This is a genomic window from Alistipes communis, assembly GCF_006542665.1.
GTDB classification, from domain to species: Bacteria; Bacteroidota; Bacteroidia; order Bacteroidales; family Rikenellaceae; genus Alistipes; species Alistipes communis.
Genome location: NZ_AP019735.1, coordinates 740814 through 757709, shown reverse-complemented (window position 1 = coordinate 757709; position 16896 = coordinate 740814). Strand labels below are relative to the sequence as shown.

General features: G+C 55.7%; 13 protein-coding genes. All 13 read left to right on the top strand.

The genetic code is table 11. The features are described from left to right. Window positions 1-49: 49 nt before the first annotated feature. The 13 genes from FMF02_RS03200 (at window position 50) to FMF02_RS13940 (ending at window position 16320) form a co-directional block, all read left to right on the top strand. The gene (locus FMF02_RS03200; protein ID WP_141412191.1) at window positions 50-997 is read left to right on the top strand and encodes a FecR family protein; all 948 of its coding nucleotides are present in this window, start codon (window positions 50-52) and stop codon (window positions 995-997) included. A 55-nt stretch (window positions 998-1052) separates the two neighbouring features. After that, entirely contained in the window at window positions 1053-4394 is a 3342-nt protein-coding gene (locus FMF02_RS03195) for a TonB-dependent receptor (protein WP_244611617.1), read from the top strand. Between the two features lie 21 nt (window positions 4395-4415). Further along, window positions 4416-5957 carry a RagB/SusD family nutrient uptake outer membrane protein gene (locus FMF02_RS03190; protein ID WP_141412190.1) on the top strand — a complete coding sequence of 514 codons (1542 nt, stop codon included), beginning with the start codon at window positions 4416-4418 and terminating at the stop codon, window positions 5955-5957. 24 nt (window positions 5958-5981) lie between these two features. Then, entirely contained in the window at window positions 5982-6974 is a 993-nt protein-coding gene (locus FMF02_RS03185; RefSeq protein WP_019131400.1) for a DUF6528 family protein, read from the top strand. Window positions 6975-7070: 96 nt separating this feature from the next. Continuing rightward, complete coding sequence (locus FMF02_RS03180) at window positions 7071-8288, top strand: FISUMP domain-containing protein (protein WP_244611616.1); 1218 nt, start codon at window positions 7071-7073, stop codon at window positions 8286-8288. 8 nt (window positions 8289-8296) lie between these two features. Then, window positions 8297-8506: a hypothetical protein gene (locus FMF02_RS13860; RefSeq protein ID WP_244611615.1), complete on the top strand. Its 210-nt coding sequence runs from the start codon at window positions 8297-8299 to the stop codon at window positions 8504-8506. A gap of 7 nt (window positions 8507-8513) precedes the next feature. After that, complete coding sequence (locus tag FMF02_RS03175) at window positions 8514-9137, top strand: sugar phosphate isomerase/epimerase family protein (RefSeq protein WP_317129837.1); 624 nt, start codon at window positions 8514-8516, stop codon at window positions 9135-9137. Between the two features lie 95 nt (window positions 9138-9232). After that, window positions 9233-11002: a DUF4091 domain-containing protein gene (locus FMF02_RS03170; RefSeq protein ID WP_141412188.1), complete on the top strand. Its 1770-nt coding sequence runs from the start codon at window positions 9233-9235 to the stop codon at window positions 11000-11002. Window positions 11003-11035: 33 nt separating this feature from the next. Beyond that, entirely contained in the window at window positions 11036-11944 is a 909-nt protein-coding gene (locus tag FMF02_RS03165; protein ID WP_019131397.1) for a sugar phosphate isomerase/epimerase family protein, read from the top strand. A 21-nt stretch (window positions 11945-11965) separates the two neighbouring features. Then, window positions 11966-15064 carry a glycoside hydrolase family 2 TIM barrel-domain containing protein gene (locus FMF02_RS03160; RefSeq protein WP_244611614.1) on the top strand — a complete coding sequence of 1033 codons (3099 nt, stop codon included), beginning with the start codon at window positions 11966-11968 and terminating at the stop codon, window positions 15062-15064. 359 nt (window positions 15065-15423) lie between these two features. Beyond that, entirely contained in the window at window positions 15424-15648 is a 225-nt protein-coding gene (locus FMF02_RS13625) for a hypothetical protein (RefSeq protein WP_149875238.1), read from the top strand. A gap of 61 nt (window positions 15649-15709) precedes the next feature. Continuing rightward, window positions 15710-16087: a helix-turn-helix transcriptional regulator gene (locus tag FMF02_RS13945; RefSeq protein ID WP_051014445.1), complete on the top strand. Its 378-nt coding sequence runs from the start codon at window positions 15710-15712 to the stop codon at window positions 16085-16087. 44 nt (window positions 16088-16131) lie between these two features. Further along, window positions 16132-16320, top strand: coding sequence for a WCX domain-containing protein (locus FMF02_RS13940; RefSeq protein WP_170214364.1), 189 nt, complete (start codon window positions 16132-16134; stop codon window positions 16318-16320). Window positions 16321-16896 lie beyond the last annotated feature (576 nt).

Sequence of the window (16896 nt, the reverse complement as noted above, 5' to 3'; positions counted from 1 at the left end):
ATCGCGGATTTCGTACTCTCTAACTATATACACGACTAAAGGAGAAATCATGCGAATTGAGGATACGAAAAAGGAGCCGGAGATAGCGGAGATGATCGAAGGTTCGGAAGGCGATCGCCGCAGGCTGTCCGAATTGCTGGACGGCATTCGGGTGGGCCCCGGAGTTGATGCCATGGCCGATGAGATGCGGGAAGTGGTGTGGGCCGATGTCCGCTTGCGCATCCGCCGCCGAGGACTCCGGATGCGGATTGCACGCTATGCTGCGGCTGCGGCCGTCATGGTGGGCGTGATCTGCGGCAGTTGGTTTATGGGTGGGCTGAGGGTCGAGAACCGTCTCGTGGCCGAGGCGCATCCTGTGGTCATCTCGACACCGCGGGGTGTGAAGTCCGATGTGATACTGCCCGACGGTTCGCGGGTGCGTCTCAATGGTGGTACGCGCATCGTTTATCTGACCTTGTTCGGCGATCAGCGCCGCGTGGAGGTGGACGGCGAAGCCTATTTCGAGGTCGAGCACGATGCCCGCAGGCCGTTCGTTGTTGTCACGGGAGAAGTCTCTTCGACGGTGCTCGGTACGACCTTCAACGTGCATGCTTATTCCGAGGACGAAGATTACCAGATCACACTGGCGACGGGCAGCCTGCTGGTGGACGGTGGACGCGAATCGCGGAGCGTACGGCTGCGGCCCGGCGAGCAGGGATTCTTCGAACGCACCTCCGGGATGTTGTCGCTGCGCCGGGTGAATGTCGATCATGTACTTTCGTGGCAGGAGGATAAGCTCTATTTCCGGGCCGAACCGCTGGCGTCGATCGCTCAGACGCTCGAACGGCAGTTCAACGTCGACATTGTGATTGCGGACGAACGGCTGCGCAAAATCTGTTTCACGGGCGAATTCGTCGACGGCGAGAACATCCATGAGATCATGCGGATTATCTCAGCCGACAGCCGCATCCTCTACCGGAACCGCAAGAACCGTTTCGAACTTTACAGAAACCGATAGGAACAAAGAGAGAGTCAACCTAACTTTTTTCACTACAACCTAAATTTTAAACCTTATGAGTACAAATTCTACCAGCAGGAGGCCCTTTCGGGGCCTTTTCGGGCGGCGGACGCTGTGCCGACTGAGCGGATTGCTGACGCTGTGTTGGTTCACGGTCGCGACGCAGGCCCTTTACGCGCAGAATCCCGTGATTTCGTTGACGCTGAAGGATGCCACTGTGCGCGAGGTGATCGAAGCGGTCAAGGCGCAGAGCGGCTACTCGTTCTGGTATCGCGAGAGTGAAATCGACCTGCGGAAACGCGTTTCGGTCGATGCCCGCGAGCAGAACGTCGTGAAACTCCTGAACGGCGTGTTGGCCGACCAGGGAATTCAGGCGAAGGTCGAAGGCCGCCACATCGTGTTGTACAAGCCCGAACCGGGGCGTTCGGAGGCCGAATACCAACTGACGGGTCGTGTCGAGACGGAGTCCGGTGATCCTGTCGTGGGTGCGAACGTTTTGGTTGACGGCACGACAAACGGTATGGTGACCAATTCGAAAGGTGAATTCATACTCAGCGTGACGCCCGGCGCGCATCTCAACGTCTCGTTTATCGGATACAATCCCGAGACGGTGGCCGTCGGCAACCGGACGCGCCTGACAGTGGTGTTGAAGGAGAATACGCAGATGCTCGACGACGTGGTGGTGATCGGGTACGGCGTGCAGAAAAAGGTCAACTTGACCGGTTCGATCGCCGTGCGTCAGATGTCGGAGATCGAGAACCAGCCGATGACCCACGCTTCGCAGGCCCTCTATTCGATGCCGGGTGTCTACATCAACCAGGCCTCGGCGAAGCCCGGCAGTGACGGCGCGACGATCCGCATCCGCGGCGTCGGGACGATGAGCAGCTCGAGCCCGATGGTACTGGTCGACGGCATGGAGTATTCGCTTAATGAACTGAATCCAGGTGATATAGAGACGATCTCGGTGCTGAAGGACGCTTCAGCCTCAATCTATGGTTCGAAGGCGGCGAACGGCGTTATTCTGATCACCACGAAGCAGGCCAAGAAAGGCGCTCCCGTGGTGAAGTTCAGCGCCAACTTCGGTATTCAGTCGGCGACGTACGTTCCCGACGTGGTGACCGATCCGATCCAGTATATGCGCATGCGTAACCAGGCTGAGCGCAACGAAGGCAAACTGACGGTGACCTACAACGACGATGATATCCTCGAATATGAGGAGGGTATGAAGCATGACCGCTACATCTATCCTGCGTCGGACTGGTACGACCTTTGTTACGAGAACGGCTTCCTCCAGCAATACAACGCCCGCGTTTCGGGCGGTACGGACAAGATTTCCTACTCGCTGGGCGGCGGTTACATGAATCAGCGTGGCATTATGATCGCCAATGACGATGCCGAGCGTTTTTCGTGGGACATGAAGATTAACGCGCAGGTGACCAAGCGCCTGAGGGTGGGTGTCAGCCTGCTGGGCAACCTGCGTTACAATACTGACCCGATCTACGGTGTTTCGACAACGGTCAACATCATCAACCGTGCCCTGCCGATCTTCGGTACGCAGCTGCCCGACGGCAAGTGGCTCTCGACGTGGCTCTCGACTCCCGGACGCAACAATCCCGAGAACCCGCTTATGTATCTGAACGAAGGTAACACCCGTCGCCAGTACCACCGCATTCTGGGCCGGATCAATATCGGCTACGACCTGCCGTGGGGCATCAAGTACAACGCCAACCTGGGCTATGTGAAGATCGACCACTATTCGAAGGATTTCAAGCACGCGATGTACACCTACAACCCCAAAACCCTCGAACGGAAGGACTTCAGCGCCTATGTGTCGGCCAAGGATTGGGACAACAACTCGATCAACTACACCTTCTATAACACCCTTTCGTGGGGCAAGAGTTTCGGCGGCAGCCACAACTTCAACGTGATGGTCGGCACGGAGTATAAGCGTTACGATGCCAAGAACTTCCAGGCTAAGAAGCGCGATTACTTCAACAACCAGCTTACGGCCCTGTCGGTCGGAGCCACGATGGATGAGATCTCGGGCGGATCGTCGCTCGAACTGCTCTTCTCCTACTTCGGACGTATCACCTACGACTACAAGGAGAAATACCTGATCGACGTGACGGCGCGTTACGACGGTTCATCGAAATTCGCCAAGGGTAACCGTTGGGCCTTTTTCCCCGCCGTGTCGGTCGGCTGGCGTATCGACAAGGAGAGTTTCATGCAGAACATCCGGCAGATCAACGTCCTCAAGCTTCGCGGCTCGGTTGGCGAGATGGGTAACCAGGCCATCGGAAACTATGAATATCTGATGTCCGTACTGGCGAGCAAGGATTACAATTACAGTTTCAGCGACGTGCTTGCGGGTGGCGCGGCGATCAAGGACTTCGTCGACGAGAACATTTCGTGGGAGACAACCCGCACCTACAACCTTGGACTGGACTTCGAGGCTTTCGACCACCGACTGTTGTTCAGTGTGGACCTCTATAAGAAGCGCACCGAGGGTATTCTGCGCGACGTGAAGATTCCGGCGCAGATTGGCAACCTGAACGGTCCGAAGCAGAACATCGGCGTGGTGGCCAACGATGGTATCGAACTGAACCTCCAGTGGCGGAGTACGATCAAGAATTTCCATTACAGCGTGGGCGGTAACTTCTGCTACAATAAGAACATCGTCGTGGACCTCGACGGGCAGGAGTACATCAAGACCTTCAATATCATCCGTGAGGGTGAGCCTATCGACGCATGGTATCTCTACCAGGCCGACGGGTTCTACAACAGCTACGAGGAGATCGCCAATTCGGTGACTGTCGGCAGCGGCGTGAAGCCGGGTTACATCCGTTACAAGAACCTCAACAATGACGATAAGATCGACGACAACGATCGCGCAGTCAGTGGCAACCTGACTCCGAGCATCACCTATGCCTTCAACTGTTCGCTGGGCTGGAAGGGCCTTGAACTTTCGGCACAGTTCCAGGGCGTCGCTGACGTGAAGACCTACCTTTCGGGCAACCTGGCTGCCCCGTTCTGGAACGGCGCAGGCGTGTTGAAGGAGTGGGCGACCGACGCGTGGACACCCGAGAACCACAACACCCGACTGCCGATCCTCCACACAGCCACGGGCGCTCCCGAGATGCACGACTATAAGAATACGCAGTGGCTCTACAATGCGTCGTACCTGCGCTGCAAGCAGCTGCAACTTTCGTACACCCTGCCCAAGAAGTGGATTTCGAAACTCGGCATGAGCCAGTGCCAGATCTTCGTCAACGGCGAGAACCTCTTTACGATCTCCCCGCTGAAGATGTTCGATCCCGAGATCGACCTCTCGTCGACCAACCTGATGCAGTATCCCTCGCTCAGGACGATCAACTTCGGGTTTAACATCACTTTCTAATCGCTTCAAATACGGAAAATTATGAAAAAGACAGTATTCGGATTGATGCTTTGCGGTGCAGTGACGCTGGGCTCCTGCAACCTTGACACTATTCCTACCGACAAATATACGGTCGAGACGTTCTGGGAAACCGAGGAGGGAACTGAAGCCGCTATGTCAGGCTGTTACAACGTTTTGACCAGCAGTGCACTGTTCGGCGATTCGGCACCGCTACTCGAAGAGACCTGCACGCCCAATGCTTATAATTACAACAATGCAGGTGGATATAACGTCATCGCACAAGGCACGCATACGGCCAACAGTTCGGGTATCATTGCCAACCGTTGGAAGAAGTGTTACGAAGGCATCGGGCGTTGCAACACCCATCTGAATCGTCTGTCCGGCGCCGTGGTGGCGGACGACCGCCGCGTCCAGATGGAGGGTGAAGCCAAATTCCTCCGCGCACTCTATTATTATATGCTGGTGACTTATTACAACGGTGTGCCGCTGATCCTTGAAGAACCTGTCTATGCTCACGGTTCGCTGCCCCGCGCCTCGCGCAAGGAGGTGGTGCAGGCGATCCTTGACGACCTGAACGACATCATCGACCGCAGGCTACTCGACTGGACGTGGTCGAAGACGGCCGACCGGGGGCGCGCCACGCTCGGCGCGGCAATGGCACTCAAGGCCCGTCTGTTGCTCTTCGAGGCCAGCAAGCTGGTCAATCCCTCGAACGACTCGGCGAAGTGGCAGGCTGCGGCCAAGGCGGCCGGCGACCTGATCGAAAAAGAGGCGCAGACAGGCTACGACCTGTTCGGCGACTATCGGAAGCTCTTCCTGCCGGCAAACGAGCACAGCTGCGAGTGTGTCTTCAATGTTGAGTTTTCGAAGACCAAGAACACGGCTGTCAATTCGTTCAATGTCTATAGCGTTCAGTATCGCAACAACGCGCCGCTGCTTGATTTGGTAATGGATTACCGGACGACGACCGATGGCGCGGCCACGATGGGCAAGTATGACAACCTCGACCCGCGTTTCGCTGCGACGAACTTCTATCCTGGCAGTACGTTCCTCGGCAAAGCCAACTGCCCGGCTTCGGAGGTGTGTCAGTTCACAGGCTTTGCACACAAAAAGCTCACGATTTATGACGAACAGAAGCGGGATTCGGACGATGGCAACGGCGAGACCAACTACATGTTCATCCGCTATGCCGACGTGCTGCTGATGTTCGCCGAGGCGCAGAACGAGGTCGATGCCACGCCGTCGAAGGAGGTTTACGATGCGGTAAATCGCGTGCGCGAGCGTGTCGGCATGCCTACTTACACTTTTGGAACGAAAAGTCAGGCGGAGATGCGCGAGATCATCCGCCATGAACGTCGGATCGAGTTTGCCGGTGAGGGCCTCTATTATAACGACATCCGTCGTTGGATGACCGCAGAACGGGTGATGAACGCCGTGATTCAGGACTATGCGGGCACGGACATCGCCGTGCGTGCGTTCGATCCCGACCGCGACTACTGGTGGCCTGTTCCGGCGGATCAGATCCTGCTGAACAAGAAACTCGAACAGAACCCCAATTATTAATCCGATAAACTGTAATTTGTGATTATGAAAAAGTATCTGTGGATGCTGGTAGCCGTATGCTTCCTCTCGGCTTGTAGCAAGGATGAGGAGGAGGGGCCTTATGTGCCCTGGAGGCCCGGAGATCAGACGGAGGAGACGATCGAGCTGGACAAGGCCACGAAAGTGATGATCCTGACCGAGCAGAGCAAGAACCGCATCCTGATGATCGACCAGCCGACGGGGAAGATCGCCTGGGAGTGGAAGGCTGCCGACAGCGGACTTTCGGTCTCTGAGCAGGCGTGGTTCAATACGCCCGACGAGGCCAAGCCAGTCTACAACCGCACATGTGTACTTGTTACGGCCTCGGGCGGCGGCGTAGCCTTGATCCGCATTGCGGACAAGAAGGTGCTTTTCTACGCCAAGCCGGGTGGAAATCCCCACTCGGCCGAGGTGCTTCCCGATAAGAACATCGTCGTGGCGTCGAGCACGGGCAACCTGCTGAGCGTCTACGTCTACAATGAGGACGCCAGTTATGTTTCGAAACCCGCCTTCACTATGCCGGTCTATTCGGCCCATAACGTCGTTTGGGACCGCACGCGCAACTGTCTGTGGACGGCGACGGGCGCCCAGTTGCTGAAACTTTCCTACAATGGCAACCGTACGGCTCCTGAACTCTCGCAGGTCTATTCTTATGACATGGGGACGGGAAATACCATGGCACACGACCTCGCGCCGGTTTACGGCGAGGAGGCGATGTACGTCACTACGGTCGAGCACGTCTATAAGTTTGATTGCAAGACGGCGAAGTTCTCTGACGTACAGATTTTCCAGCAGAAGGACATCAAGAGCCTTTCGACGGGGCCCGAAGGTTATTCCACGATCGTCATGCGCCCCACGTCGGGCGGGAGCAACTGGTGGTCGGCCGAGGTTTGCGACCTTGGCGGCAACCGTCTGTTCAACCGTGCGGGCTACCAGATTTATAAAGCCCGCTGGTATGTGGAGAACCCGTTTGGGTATCCCGAAGTGCATACTTTGTAACGCTTAAAACAAAAAAACATGAAAAATATCCAAAAATACATAGTGGCCGCGGCATGTATGGCCGCAGTGTCGGCGCTGGTTGCCTGCACTGAGGCCGTGAAACGCGATATCGAAGAAGATATTCAGGAGATGACCGTTCCCAAGAAGCCCGGACCGATCTCCAAGGTCCCCGCCACGCTGACCTGCAACGGCGGCGAGGAGTTCATCTTTTCGGTGCCTAAGGTTCAGTGGGCCGATACCTACGAATGGACGATCGCCGAGCAGGAAAAGGAAAAAATATCGATCATCGACGGCCAGGGAACTAACGTAATCACCGTTCGGGTGGTTAACGACGATGTAGTGATTCCGGCACAGTCGATTTCGGTCGTGGCCAAGAACGAACTGGGGACGAGCAAAGTGCGCGAATATTTCGCGGCGATTACCGTGTCGGTTCCTATCGAGTTGCCGGGCTATACGATCAAGAAATACGGCAAGCGCTGGTGGATGACCGAGGACTGCCACGAGGCGGGCGAGGACGGCCGTCTGGGTGTTGCACCCGACCTGACGGCTTTCACTGTTGCCGGACTTGAGGCTTCGCACCTCCTGCGGCTCGATGCAGCCAAGGGGCGCTACTACACCTGGTATGAGGCGATGACCGGCATATCGGGTTGTACGCCGGCGCAGTGTCCTTATGTTCCGGGCTACGAAGGTGTGGATGATGTGGGCAACCCGTTCAAACTCGACGGTACGGAGGACGGTGAATTTGGCATCCAGATACGCGGCTGCTGCCCCGAGGGGTGGCATGTGGCCAACGCCAACGACTGGTGGGACATGTTGATGTCCATCAAGAGCGAGTATGCCATTCCTGACGATTTTGCGTTGGGTGGCTATACCTTCTCCGGTGGCCACGATGGGAAACCGGAGAACGCAGTGACGAAGGCCGGATTCTACAAATCTGGCTGCACGGTCAAGAACATGGGCAACGTCGGGGCGTGGTTGCGCGGCGGCAATGGTCGTGTGGCCGACGGCGGTATCTGGATTCAGTCGAGCCTGACGCTTACCGATGCCGGTGAGGCATTGCTGCAATTCGTCGAAGGGGCTGAAAGCATCGGTTTCGGCTGGTGGCCGTTGGGTTATCAGAAGGCCGACGGCAGTTTTAACAGCAGTGCGTTGGGCAAGTGGGGCTACATGTGGTTTATCGGGCAGACCAGCGAAACAGTTGCACGGTCGCTGGTGATCAGCGGCACGAGCTTGAACCTGCAGACTAAGACCAACAGTGAGGCGGCAAAGGATATTTATTTGAGCGTTCGTTGCGTGAAAAACTATACCAAATAGCCGAAGTGATGAAAAAGATTCTGTTGACGGCAGCCATGCTGCTGTGTGCGGCGAACCTCTCGGCTCAGTGTCTTGGTGTCGGCAGTTCGACCAGCAGCATGAGTCTCGAAGAGATGGCGCAAGCAGTGCAGGCGGGCATCGGATATGTCGAGATCGGTATCAGCGGCTGCGGAACCGTGACCGAGATTCGCGAAAAGGCGCTCCCGAAAGGCCGATGAGGCTGGGTTGAAGGTATGGTCGTGTCACTTGCCATTCTCGCGGACGCTGGATATTTCGGTGCTCAGCGACAGCGCACGGATGGCCAACATCGGATTTCTGACCGAAATGATCGCGATCTGCGGCGAGTTTGGACCGAAGAAATTGGTATTGCATCCCAGTTCAGAGCCGATCGCCGATGCCGAGCGTGAACAGCGCATCCTGAATAGCATCGCCTCGATCGGGGTGCTGCGTGAGGCGGCGGCATGCATTGGCGCGGAGCTCTGTATCGAAGATTTGCCGCGCACATGCCTTGGACGGAATTCCGCCGAGTTGCTGCGCATCATCGCCCCGTATCCCGACGTAAAAATTTGTTTCGATACGAATCACCTGCTTTCTGAGGGCCTGCTGCATTTCGTCGAGGCGTGTGGTGATCGGATTGCGACCGTTCATGTCTCGGATTACGATATGATCGACGAGCGTCATTGGCTTCCGGGCAAAGGTAAGATTGACTGGCCCGCGTTGTACAGAGCGCTGATGAAAGCCGGATATAAAGGTGTCTTCATGTATGAACTCAAACGCGGTGAAGGATCATTCAGTGAAATGGTAGCCATCTACAAAAGGATGGCTACCGACGCTGTAAAGATAAGATAATCTTTCTTTGGATACTGTGAATAAGGAGTGTTACTCCGGTAGGGGTAATACTCCATTTCGTTAATTTTGTGTAAATTACTCAGTGCTTTCAAGATATGAAATCGTACCTTTCCTCATTATTATTATCGGTCGGTCTCTTTCTGCTGCTCGTTTCGTGCAATAGCGGGACCGTCCGGAAGATTTCATCGTTCGATGAATTGCCCGACCCCACGGCCGACACACTCTCCGATTGGTCGGGCGTTCCCCAAGGGCTCCATGCCTCGTTCGTGAGCACGGACGCTGTTTTCAGACGCTCGGTCGCTCCGGATGTAGCTCCCTCGGCATCTGCCCAGTTGGAAGGATGGCGAGGCGAACGGGTATCTGCCCAACTGTTGCTCTGGACCGCCTCCGGTGCAGACGGCGTAGAGGTCAAGGTGGGACCATTTAGATCGGACGGACACACGCTTTCCGAAGATGTCGCCCAGGCTCGATTCGTCCGCTATGTCCTGAGCGATGAGTTCGGCAACAAATGCGGCTATCACGATCCCACGATCTACCCGCCGCACTTGGTTCCGGACATGCTCGACGATATCGATGTTTTCGACATAAAGGCTCGAAACGTCCGTCCGGTGTGGATAACGATCTCCGTCCCGGCAGACACCCCCGCCGGAGAGTATGTTTCGACAGTCAAACTGTTTGCAAAAGGCCAACAGCTCCAAACGTTCGACATCGAACTCACGGTCATTGGCAGGGAGCTCCCGCCTCCTGCCGAGTGGAACTATTATCTTGACCTCTGGCAGCACCCTGCGGCTGTCGCCCGCATTGAGGGGCTCGACATGTGGAGCGATGCCCATTTTGAGGCCCTTGTCCCGTATATGCAACTCTTGGCCGATGCAGGACAAAAGGTCGTTACGACGACTCTGAACAAGGACCCGTGGAACAACCAGTGTTTCGACTCCTACGCCGACATGATCATCTGGACGAAAAAGGCTGACGGTTCGTGGAGCTATGACTATACGGTCTTCGACCGATGGGTCGAACTGATGATGGATTTAGGCATCGATCACACCATCAACTGCTACTCGATGTTGCCGTGGAACAACGAGCTCCACTATCGGGATGATGTTACGGGCTGTTTCGCCGACGTGACGGCCGATCCGGGCACTCCGGCCTTCGAAGAGCTGTGGGTACCGTTCCTCACTGACTTCACCGGGCACCTCCGCGAAAAGGGGTGGCTCGGACGGACAAATATCGCTATGGACGAACGTTCGCCGGAGGAGATGACCGATGCGCTCGATCTCCTGCGGAAAACAGCTCCCGAACTGGGAATTGCCATGGCCGACAATAAGAACAGCTACCTGAGTTATCCCTTTGTAAATAGCGTGTGCGTCAAAGTTTGCGACAGGGTTCCGCCACAGCATATCGTTGGGCGACGCGCCCAAGGCTTCGTAACGACCTACTACGTCTGCTGTTCGGACCGTTTTCCCAACATGTTCACTTTTTCCGACCCTGCCGAAGCGGTCTATGCCGGATGGTATACGGCTGCCTGCGGTTACGACGGTTTTTTGCGCTGGGCCTACAATTCGTGGGTTGAGGAACCGCTGACCGATTCGCGTTTCAGGACCTTCCCCGCCGGCGATACATATATCGTTTATCCCGGGGCGCGTTCTTCCGTCCGGTTCGAACGATTGGTCGAAGGAATCCAGGATGCCGAAAAGATCTCGATTCTGAAAAAAGAGTTCACAGCCGCCGGAACGCCGGAAGCTGCATCACGGTTTGGGCAACTCGAAGCGCTGCTCTCCGGATTTGCCACCGTAACGCCGGAAGCGAACTGGCAAGACAGACTTTCCGAGGCTAAACGAAAGCTCAATGAATTATCTCGATAAATATGATTCCATATAATTGGTAAAATATTTTTTATGAAAAGAATATTCATATTTCTCCCTTTGTTATTGCTCCTTCCAGTGCTGGCTTTAGGGCAGGACCGCTTCAATGAGGTTGGTGCCGTTTACGGAGCCATTCGTTCGATGACTCCTGAAGCCTACAAAGAGGCACACGATAAATACGGTATCCGCTGGATCGAAGCTTGGACGGGTAATCTCACCGGTGGTACTGAGGAGCAGTATGATGCCTGGATCGAACGCTTCAATACCGCAATGAAAGGTTCCGGACTGAAACTCTGGTCAGTTCATTTGCCTTTTACGCGCAAGGCACCGAATGATCTGTCGGATGATCGGACCGAATGGCGCGAGGCGACACTCAAGAACTGGATTGAAATCCTTGACCGTGCGACGCGTATCGGCAAATTTCGTGTGGTAGTGATGCATCCCAGCAGTGAAGCGCAGATTTCTGACGAGGAGCGTCCCCGGCGTCTTGAGAATCTTCGGCAGATGTTGTTGCGCTTTATCCCGCTTGTGAAAGAACGTTACGGCGCAGTGGTGGCTGTTGAAGACCTTCCGCGTGGATGTCTGGGTAATAGTAGTGCCGATTTTGATTGGCTAGTGGCCAATGTCCCGGATTTTAAAATATGCTATGATACCAACCACTTGCTCGGGGAAGAGAGTCATGCTTTTGCAGCCCGTTTCGCTCCTTATATCGTGAGTATCCACGTTTCGGATTATGATGGCGTAGATGAACGTCATTGGATGCCTGGACGCGGCATTGTTGAATGGCCAAAGGTGATTGATGTTCTTATCCGGTCGGGCTATGACGGGCCTTTCATGTACGAAGTTACGCCGCGCAACGATCCGCGCGGGAGCGTCGAATATATGCGCTCGACGACAGATAGCCTTTTTGCCCGGTATGCGCTATATCAAAGTATCGAATAAACACCATAAAAATCCAGAGAAGTGAAAATACACCTGTTTACGGTCCTCTTCGCTGTCGCCTTGTCGGCCACAGCATCTCCCACGGAACGGTGGCTCGATCCGGAGTGTTTCGCCGTGAACCGCGCTCCGATGCGCACGAGCTTCATCGTCTTCCCGACGGCCTCGGAGGCCGTTCCTGAGAACGACTACACCCGTTCGCCTTTCTACCGCACGCTCAACGGCGAATGGGCCTTTCTGCGCGCGGAACGTCCGGGTGCGGAGCCAGAAGGATTTTTCCGCACCGGCTACGACGACTCGTCGTGGGGCGTGATGCCCGTGCCGGGAATCTGGGAGTTGAACGGCTACGGCGACCCTGTCTACACCAACAAGCCCTACCCGTGGCACAAATTCTTCGAGGTGAAACCTCCGCTGGTTCCCCATGAGCAGAATTACACGGGTCTCTACCGCCGCACCGTCCGGGTTCCCGCCGATTGGAAAGGCCGCGACGCATTCATCCACATCGGCTCGGCGACCTCGAACGTGACGCTCTGGGTCAACGGCCGTGAAGTGGGTTACAGCGAGGACAGCAAGCTCGAAGCCGAATTCGACGTCACCCGCTACATCACGCCGGGCCGCGACAACCTGATCGTGCTGCGCGTCAACCGCTGGTGCGACGGTTCGTACCTCGAAGACCAGGACTTCTGGCGTCTTTCGGGCATCGGCCGCGACTGCTACCTCTACGCCCGCGACAAACGCCGTCTGGCCGACGTGCGGCTCACGCCCGACCTTGTGAACGACTACCGCGACGGGACGCTGCGCGCCGAAGTGACCGCGACGCCGGGTGTCGGCAGCGTACGGCTGACGCTCCGCGACGACGAGGGCCGCACGCTCGACACCCGCACGCTCCGTCCCCGCCGCAACAGCGCCGAAACGCTGTTCGAGGTCGCCGCCCCGAAGCAATGGAGCGCCGAGGCCCCGAACCTCTACACGCTCACGGCCGAGGCTCTCGCCGCCGACGGTTCGGTGACCGAAGCCGCAGCTTTCCGCGTGGGGTTCCGCAAAGTCGAGATCCGCGGCGGACAGCTGCTCGTAAACGGCAAGCCGATCCTCATCAAAGGCGTCAACCGGCACGAAATGGAGCCCAACACGGGTTATTATGTCACACGCGGGGAGATGGTGCGCGACATCCGCGAAATGAAGCGGCTCAACATAAATGCCGTGCGCACGTGCCACTACCCCGACACGCCGCTGTGGTACGACCTCTGCGACAAGTACGGGCTTTACGTCGTGGACGAAGCCAACATCGAGTCGCACGGCTACCACTACCGCGACAAGTCGAAAAATCTGGCCGGTAACCCCTCCTTTGCCGCCGCACACCTCGACCGTAACCGGCGCATGGTGTTCCGAGACTACAACCACCCCTCGATCATCGTATGGAGCACGGGCAACGAGGCCGGAAACGGCCCCAACTTCGAACGTTGCTACGACTGGATCAAGTCCTTCGATCCGTCACGCCCGGTGCAGTACGAGCAGGCCTCTTACCACGGGGACTACAACACCGACATCGTCTGCCCGATGTATTGGAGCTACGACCAATGCGAGAAATACCTCGCCGACGATCCCGCGAAACCGCTTATCCAATGCGAATACGCTCACGCCATGGGCAATTCGCTGGGCGGATTCAAGGAGTATTGGGACATGATACGTCGCGAACCGAAATATCAGGGCGGGTTTATCTGGGACTTCGCCGACCAGGCCCTCGCATGGCGCAACCCCGAAGGGAGGCTGACCTACCGCTACGGCGGCGACTACAACGCCGTCGACGCCTCCGACAGCACCTTCTGCTGCAACGGCGTACTGGCCGCCGACCGCACGTGGCATCCCCACGCCTACGAAGTGAAGCACCAGCACCGGCCGATCCACACCACGGCCCGCGATTTGGAAAAAGGCATCGTGAACGTCTATAACGAAAACTTCTTTACCGACCTTTCGCCCTACCGCCTTCTCTGGGAGATCACCTCCGACGGACGGCCCGTGTTGAGCGGCGCGGTCGAACGCCTCGACGTGGCTCCGCAGGCCACCGCCGCCGTGACGCTGGGCTACAAACCCGAACAGGTCGAAGCCCTGGACGGGGAGGTGCTGCTCACGGTGCGCTACCAGTTGCGCGAACGGCAGGGACTGCTCGACGCGCTTTATGAAGTAGCCGCCGACCAGCTCGTATTGCGCGAGGACGATCCTGCGGCCCGCTTCGCCGCCGCAGCTCCCGCCGGAACGCTCCGCATCGCCGACAAAACCGTTTCGGGCGAGGGATTCTCGGTCACGTTCGACCCGAAGAGCGGTTTCATCCGCTCCTACCGCCTGCGCGACGTCGAGCTGCTGGCAGGCCCCTTGCGTCCCAGCTTCTACCGTGCGGCCACGGACAACGATCTCGGCGTGCGCCAGACCGGAAAATATCCCGACAGCCGGATGTGGGCCGGGGCCGAACCGGAGCTCGTCAACTTCACCCTCACGTCCGGAGACGGCGGGGCGAAAGCCGTCGCAGACTACATGATCCCCGCCGTCGGCGCCCAACTCCGCCTCGCCTACGTTATCGCTGCCGACGGGTCGATCCGCATCGGCGAAACGATGACCGCCGACCCCGCGCGCAAGGATGTCGCCGACCTGATGCGCTTCGGCATGGCCTTCGAGACCCCGGGCATGTTCGACGCCGTGGAATACTACGGCCGCGGCCCGATGGAGAACTACGCCGACCGGTCGAGTGCAGCATTCGTAGGCCGCTACGCACAGCGCGTCGCCGACCAGTTCCACCCCAAATACGCCAGTCCGCAGGAGTCGGGGACACGCGGAGGTGTGCGCTGGTGGCGGCTGACCGACGCTTCGGGATTCGGAATCGAGTTCTGCTCCGACCGTCACTTCTCAGCTTCGGCAATCCCCTACGCCATTCCGCAGCTCGACAACGGATCGTCCGAATACGTCCGCCATCCCGGCGACCTCGTACCCGACGGACGGACGCACGTCCATATCGAAAGCGCCCAGTCCGGACTGGGATGCGTGAACAGTTGGGGACGCCTGCCGCTCCCGCAATACAGAATGCCGTATCGGGACTATGAGTTTAAATTCCGAATGTCACCAATATGGTAAGATAAATATGAAATGTTACTTTAATCAAGTATAATTCAGCTGTATTGTAAAAAAGAAAGGTTTGTTCAATCTCTTTCTTCTCTTTATTCCCTCAGAGATAACGCTGTGATTGAAAATTTGGCTATTGACTATATCATTGTGAGCAATTGTGATACTCTCTTAGATGCTGACGGATTTTTGTAATTGTTGGATTACAAAGTTTTCGTGCTTTTACAGAGTGCCAAAGGTGTACTAATCGTCACCTTTCGTTTTTCGGAAGGTATTTTCGAACTGAAAAAATCCAGATATAGAACTGCTCCATTCAAAACTCTGCCGCTTGTAGGCAGAGTTTTTTGTATCTTTACCGGAAATTGATTTCGATGTCATCCAATGTCTTTCACCGCTATATCTGGCTGGCCGATACGATCTATCGAGCCGGACGCATTACCTTCGCTGAGATCAACCGCCGTTGGCTGCACAACAACATGTCCGAAGGCAAGCCAATCCCGTTGCGGGCCTTCCACAAGCATAGGGAAGCCGTCGAGGAGTTTTTCGACATACGCTGCTTGTTACAAGCCGACCAACGAATACTATATCGAAAATAAGACAGAACTGGTCGAGAACGATGTCTCCCGTTGGCTGTTGAACAGTTTCTCGGCCAGTAATATGGTTCATGAGAACAAGAGTATCCGCAATCGTATTCTTGTCGAGGATGTACCGTCGGCATTGCAACACCTGACCGATATTCTCGAGGCCATGCGCGAGAACCGGGTGCTGGAGATCGAATATCATCCGTTTTACCTGGAAGAATCCCAGCATATACAGCTGCTCCCCTATTTTGTGAAGCTCTACGAACGGCGGTGGTATGTATATGGCCCGACCCAAGAGAACCGGCAAATAAAGGTCTATGCTCTGGACAGGGTTCAGCGACTCTCGATCTCCGGGCAGACGTTCCGCATGCCCAAAGGTTTCTCGGCCGAGGAGCATCTGGCGACTTCTATCGGCATCACGCCTATCCGGATATTCCGCCGCGTCGTATCGTAATAAAATGCACCGGAGAGCAGCCGCAATACCTGCGGGCATTGCCGTTGCACTATTCACAGGAGGAGACAGAACAGCATGACGGATGGTCACTGTTCGGCTACTACCTCGCTCCGACCAATGAATTCTACCGCAAAATACTTGCACCCCGGGAATTCATGGAGATCGTCTCGCCCGAAGAGGTTCGGCAGGAATATGCGGCCATCCTCGAAAAGATGCTCGGACAGCACCGCTAATTTCGAATTTTTTTTTTTTCATAAATAAATCCCACTGTGCCTGAATTTGGCGCAGTGGGGTTCTGTGTTTGTCCCCGAAAGCGATCTTTGAACAAACTGCAACAGCCCCAAAAGGAGAACGTTGCACCGATGTGTAAAAAATGTCTATATTTGTGGTGCGCTAACGCGCAGACATATTTTTTACACGGAAAGTGTAGACTTATTTCTGGTAATCGAATCCGACAGTTCTTTTTGCACCAAGGAATATAAGTCGACTTCTCCTACGTCCTTCCTTTAGGGCGTGGGCTATTGTTTATACTCTTCTTTAAATGTTTTTGCTGTTCGATTGTCAAAATTACCTTGTAATCCTCTTTCTTTGTCAAATATATATACGGGAATAAAGTTTTTCTCTTTAAGAATGATGATGTATTTCTTTAATAGGGACGTTTTTCCTGATTAGTCATCTCCAATAATAACGAGTCTGTCTCCTTCTGTGAAATTTTTAATCAAATCCTCTGAAAGACATTTAATTTGTTTGTCTTTTTCGCTATCAAAAAATGATAAATCTGGATACATGAAAATATCATCTAATTTCAC

Bases quoted from the DNA above. Each gene is read 5' to 3' on its own strand.
- FMF02_RS03200 (WP_141412191.1), top strand. From the start codon at position 50: ATGCGAATTGAGGATACGAAAAAGGAGCCGGAGATAGCGGAGATGATC.
- FMF02_RS03195 (WP_244611617.1), top strand. From the start codon at position 1,053: ATGAGTACAAATTCTACCAGCAGGAGGCCCTTTCGGGGCCTTTTCGGG.
- FMF02_RS03190 (WP_141412190.1), top strand. From the start codon at position 4,416: ATGAAAAAGACAGTATTCGGATTGATGCTTTGCGGTGCAGTGACGCTG.
- FMF02_RS03185 (WP_019131400.1), top strand. From the start codon at position 5,982: ATGAAAAAGTATCTGTGGATGCTGGTAGCCGTATGCTTCCTCTCGGCT.
- FMF02_RS13860 (WP_244611615.1), top strand. From the start codon at position 8,297: ATGAAAAAGATTCTGTTGACGGCAGCCATGCTGCTGTGTGCGGCGAAC.
- FMF02_RS03170 (WP_141412188.1), top strand. From the start codon at position 9,233: ATGAAATCGTACCTTTCCTCATTATTATTATCGGTCGGTCTCTTTCTG.
- FMF02_RS03165 (WP_019131397.1), top strand. From the start codon at position 11,036: ATGAAAAGAATATTCATATTTCTCCCTTTGTTATTGCTCCTTCCAGTG.
- FMF02_RS13625 (WP_149875238.1), top strand. From the start codon at position 15,424: ATGTCATCCAATGTCTTTCACCGCTATATCTGGCTGGCCGATACGATC.
- FMF02_RS13945 (WP_051014445.1), top strand. From the start codon at position 15,710: ATGGTTCATGAGAACAAGAGTATCCGCAATCGTATTCTTGTCGAGGAT.